This window comes from Ilumatobacter sp., from assembly GCF_039969435.1.
GTDB lineage: Bacteria > Actinomycetota > Acidimicrobiia > Acidimicrobiales > Ilumatobacteraceae > Ilumatobacter_A.
The window spans coordinates 59,444-86,253 of record NZ_JBDVNU010000036.1; the positions used below are offsets into that span (position 1 = coordinate 59,444).

Below are 26,810 nucleotides of genomic sequence, written 5' to 3' on the forward strand. Positions count from 1 at the left end.
ACTCTCTGAAGGAGACCATCGATGACCATCGGAATCGTCTACTACTCCACCTACGGAAGCACGTTCGCATTGGCGAAGGAGATCCAGCAGGGCGTCAGCGACGCCGGTCAGGATGCCGTGCTCCGCCGGGTCGAGGAACTGATGCCCGAGGACCGGATGGACGACAACGCCAAGTCCGCTGCTCGGTCGCAGCAGGACGTGCAACTCGCGTCGGTCGACGAACTGGCTGAGTTCGACGGGCTGATCATCGGCTCGCCGACACGGTTCGGCAACCGGGCATCGCAGATGTCGCAGTTCCTCGACCAGACCGGTCCGCTCTGGCAGGCAGGAACCCTCGCCGGCAAGCCTGCCGGGTTCTTCACCGGGACGTCGTCACTGCACGGCGGCCAGGAGACGACCATCCTCACGATGTCGACCTATGCGTTCCACCAGGGCATGGTCATCGTGCCGTTCGGCTACATCCACGAGAACATGCAGACCACCCGGACCGGCGGCACGCCCTACGGTCCGAGCCACTTCACGCCGATGGACGGATCGAAGACCTCACTCGACGACGAGGAGATCGCGATCGCCCGCGGCTACGGCAAGCACTTCGCCGAGATCGCCGCGAAGCTCAAGGCCTGACCCGCAGGGTCACGCCGGAGCAGTGTCCGACGGAACCCCGGTCGTTCGGCCGGGGTTCCGTCGCGCCGCACCACGGCGACGGGCGACTCGTCGTGTGGTCAGTGTCGACCGACCATCGATGCCCACACGGCACGCTCCTCCTCGAACGGCGTCTCCTCGACCCGGCACTCGCGATCGAAGATCATCGTCGCCCGTCGGTCCGTGTCGTACGCAGGCCAGGGTCCGATGCCCTCGTGCCCCGGAGAACCGGTCCGGGCGAACGCGATCCAGGCATCCATCATCTTCGGCATCAACGCGTCGACATCGGGTCCGCTGCCTGCCAGTCGGTCGTTCCCGTCGATCCCGACCGTGCCGAACACCAACGTGATCTCGACACCGTGGCAGGCTCCGAGGGTGCCGCCACGTGCGGGCGACTCCCAGTCGACCTGGTACAGGTAGATGTCGCCCTGGTGCTCGAGCTGGGCCTCGGCGAGCGTCACGGCAGGGAACCGGAACCGGGAGGCGGTCGCGACGGCGTCGACGATGTCATGGGCCGTCGCCGGCAGCCCACGTGATGTCCGGGACTCGCGGTACACCTCGGCGACCTCGACCGCCCGGTCGGCTGCTCGTCGGGGCAGGATCGCCGTGATCTGACGTGCCAGTTCGCCGTCGTCGATCGGGGAGCGGTCGGCGCGAACGTACAGCTTCTGTTCGTCGCGGGCCGTGCCCACCATCAGCGGGATGTCGCAGGCGTCACCACGACGCACGGTGGCGAGCGGGTTGTCGGGCAGGCTGTCGCCGTCGATCACCGGCGACAGCGGGCCGCGTGGACCCTGTGCCCGGAGCAGTTCGGGGACCGAGATCGAACGCAGCCGCTGCGGGTCGGCATCGACGACGCCGAGGCGCTCGAGGAACCGGCCCGTCATGGCGCCGGCGAATGTCGTGTCGCCGAGCCGGTTGGCGGTGCCGCTCTGGGCGATCGCCTTGTGGAAGAGCCCGCGGGCTGCCGGCATCGCCATCAGCGTGGCCACGGCTGCCGCGCCCGCGGACTGGCCGAAGATGGTGATGTTGCCCGGATCCCCTCCGAGGAACTCGATGTTGTCGCGTACCCATCGCAGCGCAGTGATCTGATCGAGTTGGCCGACGTTGGCCGCTGCACCCCATGTGTCGCCCGCGTGCCCGCCGAGGTAGAGGTAGCCGAGCGCGCCCAGGCGGTAGTTGACGTTGACGACGACGACGTCGCCGCGCTCCGCGAGGGGGCCACCGTGGTACGGCGGCTGCGACCCGGCGCCGTGGCTGAAGCCACCGCCGTGGATCCAGAACATCACGGGACGCCGTCGGTCGTCACACGCAGGAGTGCGCACGTCGAGTGTGAGACAGTCCTCGCTCTCCGTGCCCGATGCTCGGAAGGAGGACGGCACGAACGGATCCTGGGGGCAGACGTGGCCGTGGGTGGTGGCGTCCACGACGTCGACGGACGATGGACTCGGTTCCGGCGCTCGGAAGCGGCGATCACCGACCGGTGGGATCGCGTACGGCACGCCGAGGAAGGCCAGGTGGCCGCCTTCGTCGTTGCCCCGCAGCGTCGCGTTCGAGATCTTCACCCGTGGTTCCATGTGTGCTCCGTCGGTCGTGTACGTCGTGTGTCGCGTCGTGGGTCGTTGTCAGCGCTTCAGTCGCCGAGACCGTGACGGGAGTTTCCGCGAGGTGTGGAGTGGGTCAGACCCCTGCCACACCGCGAGGTGTGGAGTGGGTGGTGTGGAGTGGGTCTGACCCCTGCCACACCCCGGGGTCCCAACCGCTGGTGACAGACTGTAACCAGTTGAGTTACACTTTGTCACCACAGGGGGAGTGGAGCGTCCGATCGGACGGTTCCACTCGCGATCACACAAAGGGGAACATCGGTGGCCGCCAACAGGACTTCGAACTCGCGTCTCGGTCGACGGCTCTCGCCGTTGCTCGTCGCGGCACTGCTCTCGGCGTGCGGGGGTGGCGGGAGCGGCGACTCGTCGACCGCGCCGGCCGCTGACGGCTCCGAACCGATCGACGCCGGCACGTCCGAACCCCGCAACTCCGAACCCGACGACGGGGAGCCAGACTCGACGGAAAAAGGCGGCACCTCGGTCACCGCCGACACGTCGGCCCTCGCGGTGTCGGGTCAGGTCACCAGTGAAGGTGAAGGCAGTGGCTCGGACGACCTCGAGCCGCAGTCCGGTGGCGTGCTGCGAATCGGACTCTCGGCGGACGGGAGCGGGTTCGACACCAACCAGGCGATCTCGGCAGGTTCGAGTCGGATCGTCAGCGCGATGAACGACCCGCTCGTCGCCTTCGATGCCGAGGGTGAACCGGCGCCGTGGCTCGCCGCGGGCGTCGAACCCAGCGAGGACTTCCTGACCTGGACGATCACGCTGCGACCCGACGTCCGCTTCCACGACGGTGTCGCCGTCGACGCCGCAGCGGTCAAGGCCAACCTCGATTCCTTTCGTGGCTCGGCATCGGTCGGTTACGGAATGGCGCTCGTCACCGACATCGCCGTCGTCGACGACCTGACCCTGACGGTCGCGATGAGCAGCCCGTGGGTGGCCTTCGACAACTACCTCGCCGGCCAACCCGGCTTCATGGTGTCGCCCACCTCGATCGGGACGAACAACGACTTCGTCGGCACCGGACCGTTCGTGCTCGACTCCTGGTCGCCGGGCGACAGCGCACGGGTGGTTCGCAACGACGACTACTGGCGTGACGATCTCCCGTACCTCGATGCCGTCGACTTCAAGTTCATCTCGGATCCGACGGTCCGACGCCAGGCGCTCGAGGCCGGGGACATCGACGCGTACACAAATGCGAACGACTTCGACATCCTCGACTTCCTCGATGACCCCGACGTGGATGTCTGGATCGGTGAGGGCAACAGCAACGAATCGCTGTTCCTGCTGAACACCACCGCGGCTCCGTTCGACGACGTCCGGGTCCGCCGGGCGATGGCTGCGGCGATCGACCGGGATTTCGTGATCGACATCGTTCGCTCGGGATTGACGACGCCGGCCGACGGGCCGTTCGATCCGACCTCGAAGTGGTTCGCCGAGACCGACTACCCCGATCACGACGTCGACGAGGCGATCCGTCTCGTCGACGAGTACGAGGCCGAGAACGGCCCGATCTCCTTCGTGCTCAAGGGCGAACCCGGGCTCCAGTCCGAGGAGTTGCGCGACCTCGTCGTGAGCTTCTGGCAGGACGCCGGAATGGAGGTCACCCAGGAGGAGATCGGCCCGGGTACCTCGGTGTCGACCGCCATCAGTGACGAGTTCCAAGCGATCGTCTGGACTCAGTTCAACGCAGCGGATCCCGACGGTGACTATTCGTTCTTCCGGTCGGGTGGTCCGCTCAACTGGACCAACTTCGTCGACGAGCGCATCGACTCCGCCCTCGACCTGGGGCGTTCGACGGGTGATTTCGATGCCCGCTACGCCGCGTACGCCGAGTTCCAGCAGGTGCTCGCGAGCGAGGTCCCCATCGTGTGGATCGACCACCTCGGTGGTGTGGAGTCGGTCGTGAGCGTGCCGACCGTGCACAACATCGCGGAACGTACGCTTCCGGACGGGACGCCGGGTCAGGCGCTCCTGGCGGGAAGCTTCTTCAGCTACGAAGACGTCTGGATGGAACAGTGACTCGACCTACGACACCGCATCCGAGCGAGGTCGCTCGTCCAGAGCCGACAGTGCCGCGATCTGCATGTTGACGAACCGGTCCGTCAGACGCGCGCGCTCGGCGTGCGGTGTCGACGGTCGCACCATCCACATCAGCGGGTCGAGGCCACCGAGCAGGATCCTCAGCGCCTCGTGCGCGGTCTCCTCGTCGAGGCCGTAGTCGGCCACCGCCAGGTCGGCGAAGTAGTCGAGGGTTCGGCGGTGTCGTGACCGGCCCTCGCGGCGCCTGATCGGCCCCGCCGCGGTGTCCTGCAGCGGGACGAAGACGGTGCCCCATCGGTCGACCGAGTCGAGGAGCCCCCGCACCAGCGCGCGCATCTTGGGCTCGAAGCCCCCTTCGGTGTCCTGTACCAGTGCGATCAGTTCACGATCCACCCGCCTGGACTCACGTCGGTTCAACTCGATGAGGAGATCGTCGCGGTTGTCGAAGTGCTTGTACACCAGCGTCCGCGTGACCCCGGCGCGTTCGGCGACACTGCCGATCGTGACGGCGGGTTCTCCCTCCTCGGCGAGGACCCACAGTGCGGCGTCGAGCAGGGCGGTGCGACGATCAGCACCCGACAGCCGCTCGTTGGTCTGCTCGGCGGGTCGCGACGTCGTCGTCCTGGTGGTCGTCTTGGCGATGGGTCGACTGTACATCGAGTGGTCGCAGCGTCGGCCAGCCGACGACCTGACGGTCGACCCCGGGGACATGCGAGGTCCCGGGGAGAACGAGGGTTGGGGCCCGAGACCCTCAGCAGGACGACACCGCTGCGGGGCGTGCTGCGGGCACGTCGTAGCGGTCCAGCATCATCACCTTGTGCCAGGCGGCGACGAAGTCGCGGACCAGGTGTTCTCCGCCGTCGTCGGAGCCGTACACCTCGGCGACCTGTCGCAGCTCGGCGTTCGCACCGAACACGAGATCACAGCGTGTGGCGGTGTGCTTCGTCTCGCCCGTCGTGCGGTCGTTCAGGTCGAACAGCATCTCGGAGTCGTCGTGGGGTGACCACTCGACGTCCATCGACGTGTCGACCCTGAAGAAGTCGTTCGTCAGCACGCCGGGACGATCGGTGAACACACCGTGTTGCGATCCGTCGCTGTCGACGCCGAGCCCCTCGAGTCCGAAGGCGAGTGCGGTCCACTCGGGAGCGGTGAGGGTCAACAGCTGTGCCTGTCGGCCGAACCGCCATCGAGGTCGGTGCGTTCCTCCCCGACGGATGTACCGACTCGCGAACCGTCGTGCTCGTGACGAGGCAGACTTGGCACCGGATGAAACTCCTGAAGTCACGGCCCATCGATCTGGTCGACCTCCTGTCCCTCCCCGTCTTCGTCGGGACGATGATGTGGGAGTCCCGCGTGCTCGCACGGCGTGACCTGCGAACCGACGGCGACCTCGACGACGCCACGCGCGACGAACTGTCCGATCCGTCGCTGCCCGCCGACCCTCTGGTGCCGGTCGGCTACGAACCTCGGGACACGCGGGCGAGCCTGACGATGCTCGGCGGCAACATCGTCGTGAACCTGGCATTCGCCGGCGCCATCGGGGCGATGAACACGTACGTGTTCAAGCGAAGGCTGGCGAACATCGGTGCCACGAAGTGGTCGCTGCCCGTCGCGATGGTGGCGTGGGACTTCCTCTACTACTGGGACCACCGGTGGATGCACGAGGTGCGCCTGCTCTGGGCGAACCACGTCACACACCACTCGAGCGAGCGCTACAACCTGTCGACGGCTCTTCGGCAGCCATGGTCGAGCTATCTCACGGCGTGGGCCTTTCTGCCGATGCCGCTGCTGGGCATTCCCGCTCACCACGTCGTCAAGGCCGGCCAGCTCAACCTGCTCTACCAGTACTGGATCCACACCGAGGCGATCGACAAGCTGCCCCGACCGGTCGAAGCGGTCTTCAACACGCCATCGCACCACCGGGTCCACCACGGCGCCAACCCGCAGTACCTCGACAAGAACTACGGCGGCATCCTCATCGTGTGGGACCGGATCTTCGGAACGTTCGAACCCGAGGTGCGCAGGATCAAGTACGGGCTCACGAAGAACGTCGACTCCTTCAATCCGATCCGCATCGGCTACCACGAGTTCGTCGACATCGCCCGCGACGTACGCACCGCAACCGGTTGGAGGAACAAGCTGCGCCACGTGTTCGGTCGGCCCGGCTGGCGGGCCGACGTGGCGGCGGCTGCCTGACCGCCACGTCCTGAACCGCCACGTCGCCGTCTCACGCCGCAGCGCGACCGACACGGCATGCGCAGCGTCTCGCTCGTCGTCCACGGGGCGCGCGACACTCGGCGCATGGAGTTCCTGGATCCACGTGGCGTGCCGAGCCGGGCGATCGAGCCCTACGACCTGTCCGCCGAACTCGGCGACGGCGAGACGGTCGCCCTGTTCGCCAACGGATTTCCCGACTCGGTCGCATTCCTCGACCACGTCGAGGCGGCACTGTCGCACGAGCTCCCCGGCGTCTCGTTCATCCGACTCGACAAGGGGAACGCGAGCGCACTCGCGTCTCCCGAGCATCTCTCGACGATCGCCGACTCCTGCTCGGCGGTCGTCGCGGCCTACGGGCATTGAGGGAGTTGCACGTCCGGCACCGTGCGTGACGGAATCGAAGCAGCTCGCCGAGGTGTTCCCGCCGTGGCCCTCGTGACCGATCAGTTCTGGTTGCAGGGCGATTCCGTCGCTGCATCGGCGGGGATGCCCGACCTCCCTCGCCTGCGCCTGCCCCATCCGGTGGCGGGAACGGGGCACGACGCGATGGGCGCCGTCGCCGACTCGGTCGCGGTGCGCATCGTCGGGGTGCTGCGCGGCCTGGTCGCGGCGGACAACAGCCCGGTGGGCGACGCACCCGGGACGCCGGGCTCATGATGTTCGAAGCCGACGACGAGGCAGCAGCTCTCGAGCTGCTCCACGACTCGAGTTGCACCGACGGGCTTCCCGTCGTGATCCCGACTCCCGAGCGCGTCGCCCGCCTCGTGCTCTCGTCGGGTCTCGACGCCGACCTCGACCTCGGCTCCATGGGTCCCGGCGGGGGAGCGGCCACCGTCGAGAAGATCGCGACCAACGCTGTGATGGCCGGTTGCCTCGCCGATCACATGCCGGTGGTGGTGGCGGCGATCCGGGCGATCCTGCAACCGGAGTTCGACCTCGCCGAGATGCAGGCGACCACGCACTCGACCGCGCCGCTGACGATCGTCAACGGTCCGGTCGTCAGACACTGCGACATCGCCGCAGGATTCGGTGCCCTCGGGCCCGGACACCGTGCCAACGCCTCGATCGGGCGGGCCGTGCGGTTGTGCATGATGAACATCGGCGACGCCCGCCCTGGCGTGTCCGACATGGCGTTGCTCGGCCATCCCGGCAAGTTCGGCTTCTGCCTGGCCGAAGACGAGGCCGCGTCGCCCTGGGAATCTCTCGCCGCCTCGAGGGGTCACGCCGCCGACGAGTCGGTGGTGACGGTCCTCGGGGCCGAGGCGCCACATTCCGTCGTGTTCACGAACGACGCCGACGATCCGGATTCACCCGCCCGACTTCTCCGTGCGCTCGCCGCCGTCATCGCCAACACCGGCTCCAACAACGCCAACTTCGGCGGGGGAGCCGTGGCTGTTGCGCTGAACCCCGAGCACGCGCAGGTACTCGCCGACGCCGGGCTGACGCGAGCCGACGTCCAACGTGAGCTGCAGCGGACGGCTGTCAACACGCGAGGACACCTCCGGTCGATCAACACCGGCTTCATCCGCTCCGGTGACGATGCCGATGTCATCCATGCCGTGCGGCGACCCGATGACATCGTGCTGTTCGTCGCCGGCGGGAGCGGGCTCTACTCGGCGGTGTTCCCATCGTGGGCGGCAGGGGCCCACCGCAATGCGATCGTGAGCGAGACCGTGGTCACGGGCGAAGCCTGCGAACTGCCGTGGGCAGCGTCCGCCGGGTCCTGAGCAGAGTCCGCACGGCGTTCGGGGTGCACGGTTTCGGCGCCCTCGGCGTCTGATCTATTGTCGTGCTCCGTGACCATCATCCACGAGAGTCCGTTGCCCGATGTCGACATCCCCGACGTGGCGATCAGCGCTCACGTGCTGCGCAGGGCCGCCGAGATGCCCGACCGTGTCGCCATCCGCGACGCCGCCGGCACGAGTTCCTTCACCTTCGCCGAGCTGAGCGCCGCCATCCACTCACTCGCCGGCGGTCTCGCCGAGAAGGGTGTCGCGCCGGGCACGGTGGTCGGGTTGATGGCACCGAACGTGCCCGAGTACGCCGTCGTCTTCCACGGCGTCGCCGTCGCCGGGGGAGCGGTCACCACGATCAACCCGACCTACGGTGCCGAGGAGGTGCGACACCAACTTCAGGACGCCGGAGCCACGATGCTGTTCGTGGTCCCGATGTTCCTCGACGTCGCGCGACTCGCGATCGAGGGGACGAACGTGACCGAGATCGTCGTGATGGGTGACGCAGCCGACGGCACGACGGCGATGGCCGACGTCTTCGGCGACCCGATCGAGCAGGTCGCGGTCGACGCGTCCGAGCACACGGTGGTCCTGCCGTACTCGTCGGGAACGACCGGGCTCCCCAAAGGCGTGATGCTGACCCACCGCAACCTCGTGGCGAACATCGAGCAGGTGCAGCACGCGATCCTCTACACCGACGACGAGGTGGCCCTCGCCGCACTGCCGTTCTTCCACATCTACGGCATGCAGGTCCTGATGAACGGATTGATCGCCAACGGCGTGACCGTGATCTCGATGCCCCGGTTCGACATGGTCGAAGCGCTCCAGGCGGTGCAGGACCTGAAGATCACCCGCTTCTTCGCGGTGCCTCCGATCATCCTCGGCCTGGCCAAGCACCCGGTCGTCGACCAGTACGACATGTCGTCGGTCCGCCAGATCTTCTCCGGCGCAGCGCCACTCGGTGCCGAACTGGCCGTCGAGGCCGGCGCCCGACTCGGCTGCGAGGTCGTGCAGGGCTTCGGCATGACCGAGCTGTCGCCGGTCAGCCACTGCACGGTCGAAGGCCAGTTCCGCGCCGGAACCAGCGGTGTGACGGTGTCGAACACCGAGAGTCGCGTCGTCGACCCCGACACCGGCGAGGACCAGGGCGTCGGTGGGCGCGGTGAGCTCTGGGTGCGCGGCCCGCAGGTGATGAAGGGCTACCTCAACAACGACGAGGCAACGGCCGCGACGATCGACGCCGACGGGTGGTTGCACACGGGCGACGTCGCGATCATCGACGAGGCCGGCCACATGACGATCGTCGACCGGCTCAAGGAGTTGATCAAGTTCAAGGGGTTCCAGGTCGCGCCGGCGGAGCTGGAAGCACTGATCATCACGCACCCCAAGGTCGCCGACGTCGCCGTCATCGGCGTGCCCGACGACGAAGCGGGCGAGGTGCCCAAGGCGTTCGTCACCGCGGTCGACGGTGAGACGGTCACGCTGGCCGAGATCCAGGAACTGGTCGGGCGGCACCTCGTCAGCTACAAGCAGATCCAACTGCTCGAGGTCGTCGAAGCGATCCCGAAGAGTGCCGCGGGCAAGATCCTGCGCAAGGAACTGCGGGCGCGCTGATCCAGCGGCACGCGGCATCACACTTGATCGGATCTTGACGATCGCGTCCACTCGACACCGGTCGAGGATGCGTGAGGTTCAGCCACGACCGACCGTCCTTCTCGGCGTCGGGACACGGCGGCACTCGACGCCGCACTGCTCTTCGACATCATCTCCGGTTGACGGAGCACACGTCGCCCGACCCGTCGGCCCGACGGTCTGCTCCGCACATGATCGCCCGGACGACCCGGTCGCTGCGGCCCGTCGGCGGATGGTCGTCAGCGGTTGGCTTTGGCCTCGGCCTTGGCGATCCGCTTCGCCGTGCGACCGGTGGCCTCGATGTTGCGGTGATCGCAGTCGCCGACCTCGACGCCGTTCTCGAACAGCACCCGGTACCGCAGCCAGTTGAAGCCGTTCGCCAGGATGACCTTGCCCTCGGTTCCGATCGGCACGTCGCGGATCTCGGCCGTGCTCACGACCCTGTCGTTCATCTTCAACGAGATCTGGCCGTCGTGCGGCGACGCCAGCTTGTGCGGCTTCCAGTACTCCATCGAGACCATTCTGCCCGATGGGCACACCGAAACGCATCCTCCCGCCCGAAGTCCGAGTTCCGGCGGTTCCCGGCGGGCTTGTCGTGGTCCGGTCTGAGGTCGAACCAATCGGGATAGCCTCGGCCTCCGTGAAAAGTTCGGTTGAAGTGCTCGAGGACAACAAGGTCAAGGTCTACGTCGAGGTCGACGAGGCGGAATTCGACCGGGACATCGACAAGGCGTTCAAGTTGCTGGCCAAGGAGGTGAACCTGCCGGGCTTCCGTGCCGGCAAGGTGCCGCGCAAGGTGCTCGAGGCCCGTGTCGGAATGGGTCCGGCCCGGGAGCAGGCGATGCGCGACGGAGTCCCGGAGTACCTCTCCCGGGCCGTTCGCGAGAACGACGTCGACCTGATCGCCACCCCCGAGATCGAGATCACCGAAGGCGAGGAATCGGGTCCGGTCGAGTTCGAGGCGATCTGCGAGGTGCGTCCGATCATCACCGTGACCGGGTACGACACGCTGCGGGTCGAACTCCCCTCGGTCGAGGTCGAGGAGTCCGACATCCTCGCAGCGCAGGAGCAGGAACTGGCGCGTGATGCGTCGCTCGACACCGTCGAGCGGGCTGCGGTCGAGGGCGACTTCGTGGTGCTCGACATGCACGTCGTCCGCGACGGCGAGGAAGTCGCCGGGCTCAACACGTCGGACTGGTCCTACGAGATCGGCAAGGGCTGGGTCACCGACGACTTCGACTCCCATCTCGTCGGTGCGTCCGCCGGTGACGTGCTCGAGTTCTCCTCCACGCCCAAGGGCACCGAGGACGAAGCCGACTTCACGGTCACGGTGCAGTCCGTCCAGACCCGTGAGCTTCCCGAACTGACCGACGAGTGGGTCGACGAGAACGTCGGCGAGTTCGACACGGTCGAGGCGTGGACACAGAGCATCCGTGAGTCCCTCGCCGATCGCAAGCTCAGCGCAGCCCGTCAGCAGGCCGGCACGAAGTTGAACGACGCCCTCGCCGCCCTGGTCGAGATCGACGTCCCCGAGCCGATGGTCTCCTCCGACCTGAACCAGCGGGTGCAGGGCACGATCCAGCAGTTCCAGGCGCAGGGCATCGACTTCGAACAATGGATGCAGGCCACGGGTCAGGATCCCGCGAGCTTCGTCGAAGGGATGCGAGGGCAGTCGGAGATCGCCGTGAAGGTCGATCTCGCGCTGCGCGCCGTCGCGGTCGCGGAGAAGATCGAGGTCGGCGACGACGAACTCGAGCGTGAGTACGCACGCCTGGCGATGCAGTACCAGCAGAAGGCCAAGGACATCCGCAAGGCCTACGAGCAGAACGATGCCGTGAGTGAACTGGTCGCCCAGATCACCAAGGCCAAGGCCTTCGACGTGCTGGTGCACGGCGCCACGTACGTCGACGAGAACGGCACCGAGATCGATCGCGACCTCCTCATCGGCGATCACGATCACGATCACGATCATTCCGGTCAGGACGACGACGCAGCGACCGACGACGCGTCAACCGACGATGCGGCAAACGACGAAGCCGGAACCACCGAAGCCACCGACGAAACGAGTGAGGACGAAGCCTGATGGATCTCGAAGCAACCAACTACATGGTGCCCAACGTCGTCGAGCAGACCGCTCGCGGCGAGCGTGCGTACGACCTCTACAGTCGCCTGCTGAAGGAGAACATCATCTTCCTGCAGACGCCGGTCGACGACACCGTCGCCAGTCTCATCTCCGCTCAGTTGATCTTCCTCGAGTCGGAGAACCCCGACAAGGACATCAACATCTACATCAACAGCCCGGGCGGTGACATCACGGCGCTGTTCGCGATCTACGACACGATGCAGTTCATCAAGAACGACATCGCCACGATCTGTCTCGGCCAGGCCGCGTCCGCCGCAGCCGTACTGCTCGCCGCCGGCACGAAGGGCAAGCGTCTGGCGCTGCCGCACGCCCGGGTGCTGCTCCACCAGCCGTCGGGCCAGGTCGGCTACGGACAGGTGACCGACCTCGAACTGGCGGCCTCGGAGATCATGCGGATGCGCGAGATCCTCGACGGCATCCTGGCCGAGCACACGGGACAGTCCATCGAGAAGATCCACAAGGACACCGACCGCGACTTCGTGATGGAAGCGCACGAGGCGCTGGAATATGGCATCATCGACCAGGTGATCAACTCCCGCGAAGCGGTGGACCGCGCCGGTCCCATCCGCTGAGCGGGCTCGACACCCCGCACGGGGTGTGCACGCAATGGTCCCCACCCGGGCGACCGGGATGTTGCATGATGGACAGTCGTTCGTGTCGGGGCACGGAACGACGAAAGACGATGTGAGGAGAATCGACAGTGGCGAAATTCGGCGACACCGGGGAACTCCTCAAGTGCTCCTTCTGCGGCAAGTCCCAGAAGCAGGTCAAGAAGTTGATCGCCGGCCCGGGCGTGTACATCTGCGACGAGTGCATCGACCTCTGCAACGAGATCATCGAAGAGGAGTTGACCGAGACCGCCGACGTCAACTTCGAGTCGCTCCCGAACCCGCGTGAGGTCCGAGCGTTCCTCGACGACTACGTGGTGGGCCAGGACGACGCGAAGAAGATCCTCTCCGTGGCGGTGTACAACCACTACCGCCGCATCCAGCACCAGGCCGACAACGAGTCGACGGTCGGTCGGCGCGACGAGGTCGAACTGTCCAAGTCGAACATCCTCCTGCTCGGCCCCACCGGCTGCGGCAAGACCCATCTCGCACAGACACTGGCCCGCCAACTCAACGTGCCGTTCGCCGTTGCCGACGCCACGGCCCTCACCGAGGCCGGCTACGTCGGCGAGGACGTCGAGAACATCCTGCTCAAGCTCATCCAGGCTGCCGATTTCGACGTGAAGCGAGCCGAGACGGGCATCGTGTACATCGACGAGATCGACAAGGTCGCGCGCAAGAGCGAGAACCCCTCCATCACCCGCGACGTCTCGGGTGAGGGAGTGCAGCAGGCGCTGCTGAAGATCCTCGAGGGCACGCAGGCGTCGGTTCCACCGCAGGGCGGACGCAAGCACCCGCACCAGGAGTTCATCCAGATCGACACCACCAACGTGTTGTTCATCCTGGGCGGTGCGTTCGCCGGTCTCGACGACATCATCGAGAACCGGATCGGTCAGAAGGGTGTCGGCTTCAACCACACCGTGCGCAGCCACGTCGACCGCGACCCCGGCGCACTCTTCGCACAGGTGCTTCCGGAGGACCTCGTGAAGTTCGGGATGATTCCCGAGTTCATCGGCCGGCTTCCGATGGTGGGTGCCGTGCGCAGCCTGGACAAGGAAGCGCTGGTGTCGATCCTCACCGAGCCCAAGAACAGCCTGGTCAAGCAGTACGAGAAGATCTTCAGCTTCGAAGACGTCGAATTGGAGTTCACCGAGGACGGTCTGTCGGCCATCGCCGATCAGGCGCTGCTGCGGGCGACGGGAGCCCGCGGTTTGCGGGCGATCCTCGAAGAGGTCCTGCTCGAGACCATGTACGACCTCCCGGGCCGCAACGACATCGGCAAGGTCGTCATCGACGCCGAGTCGGTGACCGACAAGGTCATCCCGACGCTCGTCCCCCGCAAGGTGCCCCGCCAGCGCAAAGCCGCCTCCTGACCGTCCCTCGCGGTGCCGGACACCAGCACGGACACCCCCACCTCCGACAGGACATCATGGACTACCAGGCCGCGCTCGCGTATCTCGACGAGCACATGTCGTATCAGAAGACGGGCCGGATCGACTCGCCGTCGATCGAGCCGATCCTGGCCATCTGCGGGGCGCTCGGCGATCCGCACCTGAGCGCCCCGGTCATCCACGTCACCGGAACCAACGGCAAGGGTTCGACGGTCCAGATGATCTCGCGGCTGCTCGCTGCGCAGGGTCTGACGGTCGGGACCTACACGAGCCCGCATCTCGAGTCGGTGACCGAGCGATTCCGTCGCAACGGCGAGTCGATCACCGAGGAGGAACTCGCCGAGCAGATCCAGGCGGTCGCCGAGGTGGCGCCGCTCGTCGGTCAGGACCCGGGGTACTTCGAGATCCTCACGGCAGCCGCGTTCCGCTGGTTCGCCGACATCGCGGTCGACGTGATGGTGGTCGAGGTCGGATTGCTCGGTCGGTGGGATGCCACCAACATCGTGCAGTCGCAGGTCGCCGTGGTGACCAACATCGGAATGGACCACAACGAGTTCGCCGGACCGTCGCTCGAGGACGTCGCCCGGGAGAAGTCGGGCATCGTCAAGCCGGGAAGCGCGGTGATCATCGGTGAGACGAGGCCCGAACTGATCCAGATCTTCGAACAGGCCGGGGGAGCGGCATCGCTGGTGCGCGGTGACGACTTCGCCGTCACCAGCAACGCGCTGGCGGTCAACGGCCGACTGCTCGACCTGCGCACCCCGACCACGATCTACACCGACGTGTTCCTGCCTCTGAACGGCGCACACCAGGGCGATAACGCAGCGGTTGCGTTGGCGGCGGTCGAGACCTTCTTCGCGGCGCCGCTCCCCGAGGACGTCGTCCACGAAGGTTTCGGCGAGGTCGTGATGCCGGCGCGCTTCGAGATCCTCGGCCGTCAACCGTTGACGATCCTCGACGGTGCGCACAACCCGTTCGGCGCCGACGCGTGTGCCGAGGTGTTCTTCGGGGACTTCCATCCGGAGGGTCGCAGGATCCTCGTCGTGGGCACCCTCCGCGATCCCGCCGAGATGCTCGCGGCCCTGCGTGCCGACGAGTTCGATCTCGTGCTGGTGGCCACGGCACCGACCCCTCGGGCGGTCGCGGCGTCCGATATCGCCCGCGCCGCGGACGAGCTCGGTTGCGACAACGTCGTCGTGTTCGACACCGTGGAGTCCGCGTGCCTCCGCGCCTTGGAGTACGCCGATGGTGACGACGCCATCCTCGTGACCGGCAGCCTCTACACCGCCGGCGCCGCCCGCCCCACCCTGCTCCGCCGCGCCAACTGAACGCCTGAGTCCGGGAGCCGATGACGCCAGCGCGGTCTCGAGCTGCGTGGGAGCACCGGTGTCCGACACCGATCACCCGCACCCCGAAGGCACCACCCGTGCGGCAATCGGTGTCAGACGTCGATCACCCGCGGTCCACACCGACCTCGTCAACCGTGCGGCCATCGCGGCCATCGGTGTCAGACGTCGATCACCGAGACGTCGATCACCTGCGGTCCACACCGACCTCGTCAACCGTGGAGTACCCCCTCGTCATGATGTGGCGTATGGGCAGACCAGCGAGACGAGACGGACCCGGTGCCTGGCACCACGTGATGCATCGCGGAGCGGGACGTCGACTCGTGTTCCGCGACGACGAGGATCGGCTGCTGGCACTCGGATTGATCGGGGATCTCGACGCTCGATTCGGGATCGAGGTGCATGCGTTCTGCCTCATGGGGAATCACCTCCACCTCCTCGTTCGTTCACGTGACAGTGCCCTGTCGTCGGCGATGCAGTGGCTGATGTCGACGTTCACGAAGGCGGTGAATGTGAGGAGAGGCGTCGACGGGGCGATCTTCCGGGGTCGATTCCACTCGGTACTCGTCGTACGTGAGAGTCATCTGGACTGGCTCTTCCGATACATCAACGCCAACCCGCGCGATCTCGGTTGGAGTCGGCCGCTCATCGACTATCCATGGTCCGGTCTGTCAGGCGCCGTCGACAGGGCTCGGTTCCCATGGCTGTGCACCGACTACGTCCACGAGCGTTTCGGCCCGGACCCCTCGACGTTTCTCCGCTTCGTCGACCCTGCCGCCAAGGGTTCCGAGTCCGGAGTTGCCGATCTGACATGCGACATCGAGTCGATCGCTCTCGCGGCGCAACTCGCCTGTGCCCCAGGGCCCGACGTGCACTCGCGTGCAGACGTGAGGCGAATCGTCGAGATCGTCGGTCATGACATCGCTGGAACCGAGCTCAGCGACCTCTACCCGCACGACGCGAACGAACGCAGTCGGCGACGCCGGTTGGCCGCCGCCCGTGCGCTCGTCGAACAACGGCATGATCTCGCTGGCTTTCGTGACCGGGTCCTCGAAATCCTCCAGACGGATCGAGTCCGCGGCTCGGGACCGGGTGAACGACGTCTGACACCGATCGCGACACCGACACCGATCGCGACACCGATCACCCGGATCGGCCCGATGTCGACAGCCGGGTGAACGACGTCTGACACCGATTGCATCGGTGTCTGACGAACCGGATGCATCGGTAGCGTGCAGGGCCATGTCTGATCGCACACTCGTCCTGTTGAAGCCCGACACGGTGGAGCGCAAGCTCGCCGGCGAGGTGATCTCGCGTTTCGAGGCGAAGAACCTCGACATCGTCGCGATGGAACTGCGCCAGCTCGACGCCGACACCCTCGCGAAGCACTACGAGGAGCACGTCGGCAAGGGCTTCTACGGCGAACTCGTGGAGTTCATGAGCCGCGGACCGGTCGTGGCGATGGTCGTCGAGGGTCCGGAGGACACGTGGCAGGTGGTGCGCAACATGATGGGTGCGACCAACCCGCGCGACGCAGCACCCGGCACGATCCGCGGCGACCTGGGCATCCTCTTCACGGAGAACCTGGTCCACGGCAGCGACTCGCTCGACTCCGCCACACGCGAAATCGGGATCTTCTTCCCGAATCTGTAACATTCGGACCGGACGGGGCAACGCTTCCGTCGGGTCCCACTAGATTCGGACATCATCTGGATTTCGGCATTCAGGCAGGGCGCAGCATCGTTGGGATCGCCCGTCACGACCTGACCACACAGCTCGCGAAGGGACGGCCAGTACATGGCCCGCAACAACCCACTCAGTCTGGGGCGTGACCTCGCCATCGACCTCGGTACTGCCAACACCCTCATCTACGTGCGCGGTCAGGGCGTCGTGCTCGACGAACCGTCCGTCGTGGCGATCAACGTCAACGACGGCCGCCCCGTCGCCGTGGGCCTCGAAGCGAAGCGGATGATGGGTCGCACGCCGAACCACATCAAGGCGATCCGCCCGTTGAAGGACGGCGTCATCGCCGACTTCGAGGTGTGCGAGAAGATGTTGCGCTACTTCATCCAGAAGGTGCACGCCTCGAAGTGGTCCAAGCCCCGCATGGTCATCTGCGTCCCGTCGGGCATCACCGGCGTGGAGCAGCGAGCCGTGCAGGACGCCGCCGAGTACGCGGGCGCGCGCAAGCCGGTGCACATCATCGAAGAGCCGATGGCCGCTGCGATCGGCGCCGACCTCCCGGTCCACGAGCCGTCGGGAAACATGATCGTCGACATCGGTGGTGGCACGACCGAGGTCGCGGTCATCTCGCTCGGAGGCATCGTCACGGCCCAGTCCGTGCGCGTCGCGGGCGACGAACTCGACGAAGCGGTGTTGCAGTACGTGAAGAAGGAGTTCTCGCTCGCGATCGGTGAACGCACCGCCGAGGAGATCAAGATCCAGATGGGCTCGGCCTGGCCGCTGGAGGAGGAACTCACCGCCGACATCCGCGGACGCGACCTGATCTCGGGTCTGCCTCGCACGATCCAACTGACCACCGAACACGTCCGTGAATCCCTGGCCGAGCCGATCTCTGCCATCGTGGACGCCGTGAAGACCACACTCGACAAGACCCCTCCGGAACTCGCAGCCGACATCATGGAGGACGGCATCACCATCACCGGTGGCGGCGCACTCATCGGCGGCCTCGACGAACGACTCACCCACGAGACCGGCATGCCGATCAAGATCGCCCACGAACCGCTGTACAGCGTCGTGATCGGCTCCGGTCGCGCCCTCGAGAACATCGACGCGATGCGCGGCCTCATGTCGATGGGCGGCGAAGACTGACCCGACCCCGTCACGGGGTCCCTCTCACATCATGGCCATCTACACCGTCGGTCGCCGCCGCGTCATCATCTCGCTGCTCCTCACCGCAGTGCTCCTGCTCACCCTCGATCTGCGTGGCAACCCGGTCCTCGACACGGTGCGTGACGGGTTCTCGCAGGCGATGTCACCGGTCGAACGGGCTGCCGACGTCGTGACCAACCCGGTCCAACGCGGCTGGAACGCCTACAACAACTACGACGATCTGGTCACCGAGAACCAGGTGTTGCTCGATCAGATCGACCGTCAGCGCGGTACACAGGCGGCCGCCGAGGCGAGCATCATCGACTACAACCTCCTGCTCGCGTTCGAGAACCTGCCGTCCCTCGCTGGATTCCCAACCGCCACGGCACAGGTCGTCGGCGGGGCGACGAACAACATCGACCAGACCGTCGAGATCAACAAGGGGAGCAACGACGGGATCGCCGTGGGCATGCCGGTCGTCAACCAGGCCGGACTGATCGGCAAGATCACCCGGGTCAGCACGACCACGTCGATCGTGATGCTCGTGACCGACCCGCGTTACTCGATCGCCGTCGAGATCCTCGGCGGCACGGGCGAGACGAGTTCGCTCGACGACGGATCGCTCGACGACGCGGCGACCTCCGGCACGACCCCGTCCGGGAATACGCCCGAGGAGAACGAGCAGTTGGCGCAGGACGAGGTCGACGCCGCGAACGCGCCGGACTCCGTTCCGTCCGACACGTCGGTCGAGGTCGATCCCACCGACACGGTCGCCGACGAGTCCGACGCCCCCGGCGGGACGACGCCGGCCGACGTCTTCGAGCAAACCGATCCCGACCTTCCCCAGGCCGGTGACCTGCCCGAGCCGGGTGTCGTGTCGCCCGACGTCGTGGATCTTCCGCCCGCGGTGATCCCCGACGAGGACGAACCGCCGACCACCGATGCCGAGGGCAACCCGGTCGAACCCACCGAGACCACGACGACCACGATCGTCGAGCTGATTCCCGAACAACTCGAGAAGGAGTTCGGCGTCCTCGAAGGTCGTGGCGCAGGCAAGCTGACCCAGATCCGCTTCCTCCAGGACATCCCGTCGCTTGCCGTGCTCGAGGAGGGTGACCTCGTCGAGACGGCCGGTCCGTCCGACAGCCCGGCACCGCCGAACATCCCCGTCGGTCGCGTGATCAACCGTGCCGACCGTCCCGGCGTGGCGGGTCCGCTCCTGGAGATCGAACTGAACGCCGACCTGGACAAGTTGAACTTCGTCCGCGTCGTGCTCTTCCGGCCGCTGTCGGAAGCAGGGGAGTGACCGGTCGCCGATGCTCGCGGCGATCGTTCGCAGCTCGCTGATCCGACTGATCCCCGTCGGCATGGTGATGCTGGCTCTGCAGCGAACCGTGTTCATCGAGATCCAGGTGTCGGGCGTCGTCGTCCAGGTCGTGCTGGCGCTCGTCGCCGCCGCCGGTGCGGCCGGAGGGTCGGAGCGAGGAGCGGTCGCAGGATTCACGCTGGGCATCATGTACGACCTGGCAGAGGGCACTCCGGTGGGGTCGACGGCGATCGCGTTCACGCTCGCCGGGGTCGTCGCCGGACTTCTCGCGTTGATCGCAGCCGACCCTCAGTGGTGGCTCCACGCGATCTTCGTCGCCATCGGCTCGGCGGTCGGCGAGGCGATGCTTCCGGTGGTGCGGATCTTCATCGGGGAGGAGAATCCGTGGCCGTCGGAGATGCCCAAGATCGTGGCGATCGTCGCGATCGCGGCCATGTTGATGAGCCCGGTGCTCGTGCCTCTCGGACGCTGGTGTCTGCGGATCCGCGGACCCGAATGGACTGCTCCCACCGATCTCCCGCCCGTCTGAGACCGTTCACCGGCGTGGGCCGTTCGAGACACCCCAGGCGATCCCCGAGCGGACCGTTCGGTTCCCGTGATCAGTGCCACGACGAAGTTTCCGCCCATGCCCCACATTGCGGTTGTGTGACAGGCAGACTGTCCGGATGGCCCTGGACAAACGCTCGACGCGCCTCGGCGTGCTCGCACTCGTGGGCACGATGTTGTTCGGTCTGGTCGGGGCACGGCTGTGGTTCCTCCAGACCGTCGAGCAGTCGACACTCCAGGAACAGGTCGACACCACGAAGCGTCAGACCCGTCCGCTGCTCCCCGAGCGTGGACGGATCTTCGACGCCGAGGGCCGCATCCTCGCCGACAACGAACGGGTCCTCACCGTGGGCGTCGACTGGGACTACGTCCGACGCTCGGACGATCGCGCCGAGATCTTCCGCCGGCTGTCGGGCTGGGTCGACGTCCCCGTGGAGGAGATGGAAGCGCGGTTCGACAGTGGGATCTACAGCACGCTGATGCCGCTCCCGGTCGCCGACGACGTCGACGAACCCACGGCGATTGCCCTGCGCGAGCGCGTCGAGGACTTCCCGGGGGTGCAGATCCTCGAGCTCTCACGGCGCGTCTACCCGTACGCGCCACTCGCCAGCCACGTCGTGGGATACATGGGCCGGATCACGGCCGAGACCAAGGACCAGTACCTCGATCGTGGATACGAGCTGATCGAACGCGTGGGGAAGTTCGGGATCGAACTCTCCATGGAGGAGGAGTTGCACGGCACACCCGGGTACGTCGTCTACGAAGTCGACAAATCGAGTCGCATCGTGCGGGTGATCGAGGAGGTGCCGGCGGTCAACGGCAAGGACATCCAGCTCACGATCGACCTCGACCAGCAGCAGTACGCGGAACAGGCCCTCGAATCACAGCTCAGGTTGCGCCAGGCCGAGGTGGCCACGAACGGGCTCGACCCCGAGACGAACTTCGAGGAGCGCTACTTCACCGACTTCCCCGAAGAGGTGCCGTACAAGGCGCCGGCCGGAGCCGTCGTGGTCCAGAACCACGACAACGGCCACATCGTCGCCCTGGCGAGCTACCCGACCTTCGACAATCGCTGGTTCGAGTCCGACCTCGGAGGCGGAGTCTTCGAGGAGGTGTTCGACGCCACCGACGTCAGTGCTCTCGAGTTCGACGAGAACGGTGAGGTCATCCCCGAGAGCGTGAAGACCGACCCCGATCGGTCCACGCTGGTCAACCGAGCCATCCAGGGTCGGTACAACCTCGGATCGACCTTCAAACCGTTCGTCGCATACGCCGCACTGCACACGGGCCTGCTCGACGTGAACGAGTACTACGTCGACGAGGGCACGTACCGAATGGTCGACACGATCGATCAGAACAGGTGCGACTCGGGTCTCGTGCGTTGCGTGTTCAAGAACGCCACGTGCTCGGGAACGGGCCGTCCGTGCGTCTACGGGCCCGTCGACGTGGAGACGGCTCTGGCGGTGTCGAGCGACGCGTTCTTCTACCGCATCGGCGAACAGATGATGTTCCAGAACGACAACAAGCCGGTGCTCCAGGAGGAGTTGCGGTTGTTCGGGTTCGGTGCCGACACGGGCATCGATCTGCCGTTCGAGTTCGACGGAACCGTGCCCGACAAGGAACTCAAGGCGCGCTACGCCGAACTCGGTGTGATCTCCGAGGACGAGGGCCGGGACTACTACTCGGGAGACAACGTCCAGTTGGCGATCGGGCAGGGTCTGCTGTCGGCGTCGCCACTGCAGTTGGCAACCGGGTACTCGACGCTCGCCAACGGCGGATTCGTGCTGCGGCCCGAGATCATCAAGGCCATCTACCAACCCGGCGTTCCCGACGCCGCCGAGCCCGGATTCGCCGACATCTCTCAGGGCGTGTTCGCAGAGGACCCGAACCTGCGTGGCGACCTCGTGCGCCAGGTCCCGATGTCGGAGGAGATCGGTGGCGAGATCGTCCGCGGCCTGCGCCGGGTGATCACCGGCCCCGGCACGACCAGCGACTACTACCACTCCACCACGGGCGAGAACCTCTTCTTCGGGTACCCGGACGCCGCCATTCCCGTCGCCGGCAAGACCGGTACGGCGCAGGGCGCCGAGAACTATCCGTGGAACGACTCCTCGGCGTTCGGTGCGTTCTCCGTCGACCCCGAGCGCCCGTTCACGGTGAGTGCCTACCTCGAGAAGGCCGGATACGGATCACAGGCTGCCGGGCCGGTCGTGAAGTGCATCTTCCTGCAGCTGTCGGGGATCGCCCCCGCCGACGAGGTGGTGCTGTCCGATCCGCTCGACACCGACGTCCTCGTCGCAGCACCGCCGAAGAACCTCACCGACCAGGCGTGCTTCGCCGGCCGCTTCTCGCAGCAGCGTTCGACCGAGTGATGATCGGGAGCAATCCGACCCGCTCCGTCCCGGCCGTGGCGCCGACCCCCACCGTCTACGGTGGTGGTCGGCCATGACCGCATCGTTCCTCACGCGCAAGCCCGACTCCGGGCTCGGCAACATCAAGGCGAGCCCCGCCGACCCCAGGCGCAACATCGACTGGGTCCTGATGGGAGCACAGATCCTGCTCACGGTCATCGGTTGCTTCGTCGTCTTCTCGACAACGTGGGCGCGGCCCGGATTCGACGACGAGTTCCAGTACGCCACCCGCCAGGTCGTGTTCGCGATCATCGGCTTCGTGGTGATGGTCGTGGTGATGAGCGCCGACTACGAGTTCTGGAAGGAGCGGTCGCGCTCGTTGTACATCCTCACCATCGTGAGCCTCGTGTTCCTGTTCGGACTCGCCATCGCGAGCGGCGAGGACCTGCTGTACTTCGACGTCGGCCCGATCAACGTCCAACCTGCCGAACTCGCCAAGTTCACCACTCTTCTGATGCTCGCTGCGTTCCTCGCCGAGGAGCGCAGCGACGAGGTGTCCTACGCCCGTTTCCTGGGAGGCCTGCTCATCGTCGGACTTCCGGCGGTCATCGTGATCCTCCAGCCGGATCTCGGCTCGGGATCCGTCATCGTGTCGATCGCGATGGGCGTTCTTCTGGTGGCGGGCGCGAAGCTGCGCTACATCTTCCTGATCTCGCTGCTCTCGATCGCCACCGTCGCTGCGGCCTTCGTCGGTCGCATCGTGAACACCTACCAGATCGCACGGATCCGAGCGTTGGTGAGTCCCGAAGCGGTCGACGCGAGCGACACCTATCAGGCCGACAACGCCATGCGAGCGCTCGGGACCGGCGGTCTCTGGGGCAAGGGGTGGTTGAAGGGACCGTTGACCAACGAGGGCGACATTCCGGTGATGTGGGCCGACTTCCCGTTCGCCGCCATCGGCGAGCAGTTCGGGCTCGTGGGGTGCGCTGCCGTGCTCGCCCTCTTCGGCGTCTGCCTCGTGCGCATCTGGCGCATCGCACACCTGTCCCGCGACCTGCTGGGCACCTACGTGTGCGCCGGCGTGTTCGTGATGTTGCTGTGGCAGACCTTCCAGAACGTCGGGATGACCCTCAAGATCATGCCCGTCACGGGTCTGCCGCTGCCGTTCATCAGTTACGGCGGCTCGGGCCTCATCGTCTACTTCGCGATGTTCGGTCTGGTGCAGAGCGTGCACATGCGACGGATGCGCTGACCCGTTGCGGCTGATGTCTGCACTGCCCCCACGTCGGGCGTCATCCAACGGCCGAGATGTCGGCGCAAGTAGGCTGCGGCGCCAGTGATCGACACCGACGAATCAACCCCCTGGTCGGCCGACGCCGGCGTCCAGGTGCTGGTGGTGTCTGCACCGACCACCCGCCTCATCAGCCGATGCAGCGGTACCAACACGAATGCCGGGGTCCGCCCGCAGTGCGGCCCGACCCGGGCAACGGAGCGGCGCCGACGCGCCCTGCTCCTGAGAAGGGACACCACCCATGGACAACGACCAGAGCACCGGCTCCGCCACCGAAGCGGCGGCCGAGCACACGTCCGACGCCACCCCACCGTCCGGGCGCACGACCAGGAAGACCGCTGCGAGCAGGTCCGCCGCTCCCGATGACGCCACGACGGACGACGCGCCGGTCGCGAAGGTCCCGGCCAAGAAGGCGGCGACCCGCAAGTCGGCGGTGAAGAAGGCTGCATCGAAGACGGCGCCGGCCGAACCCGCCGCAGCGAAGAAGGCGGTCGCCAAACGGGCAGCGACCCCGAAGAGTACGAGCGCGCATTCGTCCTCCGAATCGTCCGACGCAGTCCCCGCCGACCGCGTCGTCGACCCCGATCGGGTGCGCGGTGCGGAGGCCGCGGGTCCCGTGGGCGGCGACAGCCGCAACGACGTGGAACTCCCCGACAAGATGTCCGAAGGACGGCCGTCGGCCGAAGCGTCCGAACGGGCGCTGGTGCGCAAGCCGAGGATCGGCGACACCATGCCGGTCCCGTCGGCCCCGCCCCCGGGACCCGCCCGCGACCGCCCGGCCGACGCGGACGACGGTGACGGGCCGAAGCGTCGACGTCGAGGTGGCAAGGGCCGTTCGGGAGGCGGATCGGGCGCGGAAGGGAAGCAGTCGACGCCGAAGAAGGGTGCTCGAGAGGGCCAGACGGATGGGCCCGCCAAGAAGCGTGGTCGGAGCCGTGGCAAGGGACGCGACAGCGGTCTCGACGACCAGGCCCTGATCGAGCAGCGGAAGGGCCGCGAGCGAAACGGCAAGCCGATCGGCCGCTACTTCATGTGTGTCCAGGTGCGCCCGGGAATGGCCCAGGTGGCGGTCATGGAGGGTCGGAACCTGATCGAGCACTACGTGAGTCGGCCCGCCGATGACGTGGCTCAGATCCACGGCAACATCTATGTCGGCAAGGTCCAGAACGTGCTGCCGGGAATGGAGGCGGCGTTCGTCGACATCACCACTCCCAAGAATGCCGTGCTCTACCGGGGCGACGTGCAGTACGACCCGGCCGACATCGAGGTCAAGGGCAAGAACCCGCGCATCGAGGACATCCTCAAGAACCGGCAGTTGATCCTGTGCCAGGTCACGAAGAACCCGATCGCGCACAAGGGTGCCCGGCTCACCCAGGAGGTGTCGCTTCCCGGTCGGTTCGTCGTCCTGATCCCGAACTCGAAGACCTACGGGATCTCCAAGCGCCTGCCCGACGACGTCCGCAAGCGTCTGCGCAACATCCTCGACCGTGTCAAGCCCGACGAGCACGGCTTGATCGTCCGCACCGCCGCCGAGAACGCCACCGAGGCCGAGTTGGTGGCCGACATGACGATCCTGCTCAAGCAGTGGGATCAGATCGAGCAGAAGGCAGCAAAAGCACAGCGCCCTGCACTGCTGTCACGCGAACCCGAACTGGCCGTGAGGGTCATCCGCGAGGAGTTCAGCACCGACTATCGCGGGGTCCTGATCGACGACTTCGCACTCTTCGAGGAGGTTCGCGACTACGTCCAGGCGTTCAATCCCGAGTTGGCCGACCGCATCGAGTTCTACGACGCCGACAAGGAGGGCCTGTCGCTCTTCGAACGTCACCACGTCCACGAGCAGGTCCACAAGGCCCTCGACCGCAAGGTCTGGCTGCCCTCGGGCGGGTCGCTGATCATCGAGCACACCGAAGCCCTCACGGTCATCGACGTCAACACCGGCAAGAACGTCGGGAAGTCGAACCTCGAGGAGACGGTCTTCCACAACAACATGGAAGCAGCCGTCGAAGTCGCCAAGCAGCTGCGGTTGCGAGACATCGGTGGAATCATCGTCATCGACTTCATCGACATGGAGATCCGTGAGAATCGTGCCAAGGTCGTCGGCGCCCTCCGCGACGGTCTCGCGCGCGACAAGACCCGCTCGCAGGTGTTCGACATCGGTGAACTGGGCCTCGTCGAGATGACCCGCAAGCGGATCGGGGAGGGTCTGTTGACCGAGTTCAGCGAGATCTGCCCGGACTGCGATGGACGCGGTGTGAAGGTGGACCACTCACTCCTCGAGTGACCCGCGGCATCGGATCGCTGTCGGCAAGAGTCGGCGATCATTGCAGGCAGAACTCGTTGCCCTCCGGGTCGAGCAGGGTGATCCAGTGGCCCTCGGGCTCGTCGAACTCCTCGACGACGACCGCACCGAGATCGACCAGTTCATCGCGGCGCAGGTGCAGTCGAGCGGGATCGGTGTGGACGTCGAGGTGCATCCGGTTCTTCGCGGTCTTGGCCTCGGGAACCTTGAGGAAGAACACGCGTGGCCCGACACCGTCGGGGTCGACGATCGCACAGGCTCGATTCGGGTCGGACCGGTCGATCCCCATCGCATCGAGGGCCTGATCCCAATCGTCGAAGCCGTCGGGAGGGGGTTGCTCCTGGTATCCGAGCACCTCGCACCAGAAGGCGCCGAGCCCTCGTGGGTCGGCCGCGTCGACGGTGATCTGGATCGTATGCGCCATGTTCCCCAGTCTTTCACCATGTGTCGCGACGTGTCGATGGCCCTCAGATCTACGCTGCGGCCATGGAGATCGAGATCACCGACGAGGCGCAGAAGCTCTTGGAGAAGAAGGGCGGCACGATGTCGATCGACTTCATCCGCCCGACCGGTTGAGGCAAGGTCGCAGAGGTGTCGGTCGACACCAACGTCAAGAACAAGAACCTCGCGCCGTACCGCCGGCTGCGCCACGAACAGTTCCGGATCCTGATCACGCCGCAGTTGATCGGCATGGCCGAGTCGCTGCGGATCGTCACCACGGGATCGATCTCGAAGAAGCTGAAGGTCGAGTTCCGTGCCGCTCCCGCCGCCGACACCGGTTCGTGCGAGGTCTGCTGATCGC

The 26,810-nt window shown here is 66.4% G+C and carries 24 protein-coding genes; 19 read left to right on the forward strand and 5 right to left on the reverse strand.

What is annotated here, in order from left to right; all coding sequences use genetic code 11:
• Positions 1-21: 21 nt before the first annotated feature.
• Positions 22-624 carry an NAD(P)H:quinone oxidoreductase gene (gene wrbA, locus ABJK40_RS17550; protein ID WP_348480260.1) on the forward strand — a complete coding sequence of 201 codons (603 nt, stop codon included), beginning with the start codon at positions 22-24 and terminating at the stop codon, positions 622-624.
• A gap of 98 nt (positions 625-722) precedes the next feature.
• On the opposite strand, the gene ABJK40_RS17555 is transcribed toward wrbA, so the two are convergent.
• The gene (locus ABJK40_RS17555; protein ID WP_348480259.1) at positions 723-2,219 is read right to left on the reverse strand and encodes a carboxylesterase/lipase family protein; all 1,497 of its coding nucleotides are present in this window, start codon (positions 2,217-2,219) and stop codon (positions 723-725) included.
• A 288-nt stretch (positions 2,220-2,507) separates the two neighbouring features.
• Here ABJK40_RS17555 and ABJK40_RS17560 point away from each other — a divergent pair, with 288 nt between their 5' ends.
• Complete coding sequence (locus ABJK40_RS17560) at positions 2,508-4,268, forward strand: ABC transporter substrate-binding protein (RefSeq protein ID WP_348480257.1); 1,761 nt, start codon at positions 2,508-2,510, stop codon at positions 4,266-4,268.
• 6 nt (positions 4,269-4,274) lie between these two features.
• On the opposite strand, the gene ABJK40_RS17565 is transcribed toward ABJK40_RS17560, so the two are convergent.
• Positions 4,275-4,946, reverse strand: coding sequence for a TetR/AcrR family transcriptional regulator (locus tag ABJK40_RS17565; RefSeq protein ID WP_348480256.1), 672 nt, complete (start codon positions 4,944-4,946; stop codon positions 4,275-4,277).
• A gap of 94 nt (positions 4,947-5,040) precedes the next feature.
• The gene (locus ABJK40_RS17570; protein ID WP_348480254.1) at positions 5,041-5,448 is read right to left on the reverse strand and encodes a hypothetical protein; all 408 of its coding nucleotides are present in this window, start codon (positions 5,446-5,448) and stop codon (positions 5,041-5,043) included.
• Between the two features lie 107 nt (positions 5,449-5,555).
• Between ABJK40_RS17570 and ABJK40_RS17575 the strand changes: the two genes are divergently transcribed.
• The 4 genes from ABJK40_RS17575 (at position 5,556) to ABJK40_RS17590 (ending at position 9,853) form a co-directional block, all read left to right on the forward strand.
• Positions 5,556-6,485 (forward strand): sterol desaturase family protein, encoded by a 930-nt coding sequence (locus tag ABJK40_RS17575; protein WP_348480253.1) that lies wholly within the window; start codon positions 5,556-5,558, stop codon positions 6,483-6,485.
• A gap of 105 nt (positions 6,486-6,590) precedes the next feature.
• On the forward strand, positions 6,591-7,163 hold the full coding sequence (locus ABJK40_RS17580) for a UGSC family (seleno)protein (RefSeq protein WP_348480252.1): 573 nt from the start codon (positions 6,591-6,593) through the stop codon (positions 7,161-7,163).
• Positions 7,160-8,233 carry a hypothetical protein gene (locus tag ABJK40_RS17585; protein WP_348480251.1) on the forward strand — a complete coding sequence of 358 codons (1,074 nt, stop codon included), beginning with the start codon at positions 7,160-7,162 and terminating at the stop codon, positions 8,231-8,233. Before ABJK40_RS17580 ends, ABJK40_RS17585 begins: the two co-directional genes overlap by 4 nt.
• Before the next feature lie 69 nt (positions 8,234-8,302).
• Positions 8,303-9,853: an AMP-binding protein gene (locus ABJK40_RS17590; protein ID WP_348480250.1), complete on the forward strand. Its 1,551-nt coding sequence runs from the start codon at positions 8,303-8,305 to the stop codon at positions 9,851-9,853.
• Between the two features lie 257 nt (positions 9,854-10,110).
• Here ABJK40_RS17590 and ABJK40_RS17595 read toward each other — a convergent pair whose 3' ends face one another.
• Complete coding sequence (locus ABJK40_RS17595) at positions 10,111-10,383, reverse strand: hypothetical protein (RefSeq protein WP_348480249.1); 273 nt, start codon at positions 10,381-10,383, stop codon at positions 10,111-10,113.
• Between the two features lie 128 nt (positions 10,384-10,511).
• On the opposite strand from ABJK40_RS17595, the gene tig reads away from it, so the two are divergent.
• From tig to ABJK40_RS17655, 12 genes are all read left to right on the forward strand, one after another.
• Positions 10,512-11,954, forward strand: coding sequence for a trigger factor (tig, locus tag ABJK40_RS17600; RefSeq protein ID WP_348480247.1), 1,443 nt, complete (start codon positions 10,512-10,514; stop codon positions 11,952-11,954).
• Positions 11,954-12,586 (forward strand): ATP-dependent Clp protease proteolytic subunit, encoded by a 633-nt coding sequence (locus ABJK40_RS17605; protein WP_348480246.1) that lies wholly within the window; start codon positions 11,954-11,956, stop codon positions 12,584-12,586. Before tig ends, ABJK40_RS17605 begins: the two co-directional genes overlap by 1 nt.
• Positions 12,587-12,714: 128 nt before the next feature.
• Positions 12,715-13,995, forward strand: coding sequence for an ATP-dependent Clp protease ATP-binding subunit ClpX (clpX, locus tag ABJK40_RS17610; RefSeq protein ID WP_348480245.1), 1,281 nt, complete (start codon positions 12,715-12,717; stop codon positions 13,993-13,995).
• Between the two features lie 56 nt (positions 13,996-14,051).
• The gene (locus ABJK40_RS17615; RefSeq protein ID WP_348480244.1) at positions 14,052-15,341 is read left to right on the forward strand and encodes a folylpolyglutamate synthase/dihydrofolate synthase family protein; all 1,290 of its coding nucleotides are present in this window, start codon (positions 14,052-14,054) and stop codon (positions 15,339-15,341) included.
• 266 nt (positions 15,342-15,607) lie between these two features.
• Positions 15,608-16,537, forward strand: coding sequence for a transposase (locus ABJK40_RS17620; RefSeq protein WP_348480243.1), 930 nt, complete (start codon positions 15,608-15,610; stop codon positions 16,535-16,537).
• A gap of 64 nt (positions 16,538-16,601) precedes the next feature.
• Positions 16,602-17,012 carry a nucleoside-diphosphate kinase gene (ndk, locus tag ABJK40_RS17625; protein WP_348480242.1) on the forward strand — a complete coding sequence of 137 codons (411 nt, stop codon included), beginning with the start codon at positions 16,602-16,604 and terminating at the stop codon, positions 17,010-17,012.
• Between the two features lie 144 nt (positions 17,013-17,156).
• Positions 17,157-18,191 (forward strand): rod shape-determining protein, encoded by a 1,035-nt coding sequence (locus ABJK40_RS17630; protein ID WP_348480241.1) that lies wholly within the window; start codon positions 17,157-17,159, stop codon positions 18,189-18,191.
• 31 nt (positions 18,192-18,222) lie between these two features.
• Positions 18,223-19,497: a rod shape-determining protein MreC gene (gene mreC, locus ABJK40_RS17635; RefSeq protein ID WP_348480240.1), complete on the forward strand. Its 1,275-nt coding sequence runs from the start codon at positions 18,223-18,225 to the stop codon at positions 19,495-19,497.
• A gap of 10 nt (positions 19,498-19,507) precedes the next feature.
• A complete protein-coding gene (locus ABJK40_RS17640; RefSeq protein ID WP_348480239.1) occupies positions 19,508-20,047 on the forward strand; it encodes a hypothetical protein in 540 nt (179 codons plus the stop codon).
• A gap of 136 nt (positions 20,048-20,183) precedes the next feature.
• Positions 20,184-22,436 (forward strand): penicillin-binding transpeptidase domain-containing protein, encoded by a 2,253-nt coding sequence (locus ABJK40_RS17645; protein ID WP_348480237.1) that lies wholly within the window; start codon positions 20,184-20,186, stop codon positions 22,434-22,436.
• 73 nt (positions 22,437-22,509) lie between these two features.
• Complete coding sequence (locus tag ABJK40_RS17650) at positions 22,510-23,667, forward strand: FtsW/RodA/SpoVE family cell cycle protein (RefSeq protein WP_348480235.1); 1,158 nt, start codon at positions 22,510-22,512, stop codon at positions 23,665-23,667.
• A 280-nt stretch (positions 23,668-23,947) separates the two neighbouring features.
• Entirely contained in the window at positions 23,948-25,990 is a 2,043-nt protein-coding gene (locus tag ABJK40_RS17655) for an Rne/Rng family ribonuclease (RefSeq protein ID WP_348510355.1), read from the forward strand.
• 37 nt (positions 25,991-26,027) lie between these two features.
• On the opposite strand, the gene ABJK40_RS17660 is transcribed toward ABJK40_RS17655, so the two are convergent.
• Entirely contained in the window at positions 26,028-26,432 is a 405-nt protein-coding gene (locus tag ABJK40_RS17660) for a VOC family protein (RefSeq protein ID WP_348479546.1), read from the reverse strand.
• Positions 26,433-26,599: 167 nt separating this feature from the next.
• Here ABJK40_RS17660 and ABJK40_RS17665 point away from each other — a divergent pair, with 167 nt between their 5' ends.
• Positions 26,600-26,806 carry a hypothetical protein gene (locus tag ABJK40_RS17665; RefSeq protein WP_348479547.1) on the forward strand — a complete coding sequence of 69 codons (207 nt, stop codon included), beginning with the start codon at positions 26,600-26,602 and terminating at the stop codon, positions 26,804-26,806.
• Positions 26,807-26,810: the final 4 nt, after the last annotated feature.

Coding starts and splice junctions, on each gene's coding strand:
- ndk (WP_348480242.1), top strand. CDS start 16,602: ATGTCTGATCGCACACTCGTCCTGTTGAAGCCCGACACGGTGGAGCGC.
- ABJK40_RS17630 (WP_348480241.1), top strand. CDS start 17,157: ATGGCCCGCAACAACCCACTCAGTCTGGGGCGTGACCTCGCCATCGAC.
- ABJK40_RS17565 (WP_348480256.1), bottom strand. CDS start 4,946: ATGTACAGTCGACCCATCGCCAAGACGACCACCAGGACGACGACGTCG.
- ABJK40_RS17585 (WP_348480251.1), top strand. CDS start 7,160: ATGATGTTCGAAGCCGACGACGAGGCAGCAGCTCTCGAGCTGCTCCAC.
- ABJK40_RS17615 (WP_348480244.1), top strand. CDS start 14,052: ATGGACTACCAGGCCGCGCTCGCGTATCTCGACGAGCACATGTCGTAT.
- wrbA (WP_348480260.1), top strand. CDS start 22: ATGACCATCGGAATCGTCTACTACTCCACCTACGGAAGCACGTTCGCA.
- mreC (WP_348480240.1), top strand. CDS start 18,223: ATGGCCATCTACACCGTCGGTCGCCGCCGCGTCATCATCTCGCTGCTC.
- ABJK40_RS17575 (WP_348480253.1), top strand. CDS start 5,556: ATGAAACTCCTGAAGTCACGGCCCATCGATCTGGTCGACCTCCTGTCC.
- ABJK40_RS17645 (WP_348480237.1), top strand. CDS start 20,184: ATGGCCCTGGACAAACGCTCGACGCGCCTCGGCGTGCTCGCACTCGTG.
- ABJK40_RS17640 (WP_348480239.1), top strand. CDS start 19,508: ATGCTCGCGGCGATCGTTCGCAGCTCGCTGATCCGACTGATCCCCGTC.
- ABJK40_RS17595 (WP_348480249.1), bottom strand. CDS start 10,383: ATGGAGTACTGGAAGCCGCACAAGCTGGCGTCGCCGCACGACGGCCAG.
- ABJK40_RS17620 (WP_348480243.1), top strand. CDS start 15,608: ATGGGCAGACCAGCGAGACGAGACGGACCCGGTGCCTGGCACCACGTG.
- ABJK40_RS17660 (WP_348479546.1), bottom strand. CDS start 26,432: ATGGCGCATACGATCCAGATCACCGTCGACGCGGCCGACCCACGAGGG.
- ABJK40_RS17650 (WP_348480235.1), top strand. CDS start 22,510: ATGACCGCATCGTTCCTCACGCGCAAGCCCGACTCCGGGCTCGGCAAC.
- ABJK40_RS17555 (WP_348480259.1), bottom strand. CDS start 2,219: ATGGAACCACGGGTGAAGATCTCGAACGCGACGCTGCGGGGCAACGAC.
- ABJK40_RS17655 (WP_348510355.1), top strand. CDS start 23,948: ATGGACAACGACCAGAGCACCGGCTCCGCCACCGAAGCGGCGGCCGAG.
- ABJK40_RS17605 (WP_348480246.1), top strand. CDS start 11,954: ATGGATCTCGAAGCAACCAACTACATGGTGCCCAACGTCGTCGAGCAG.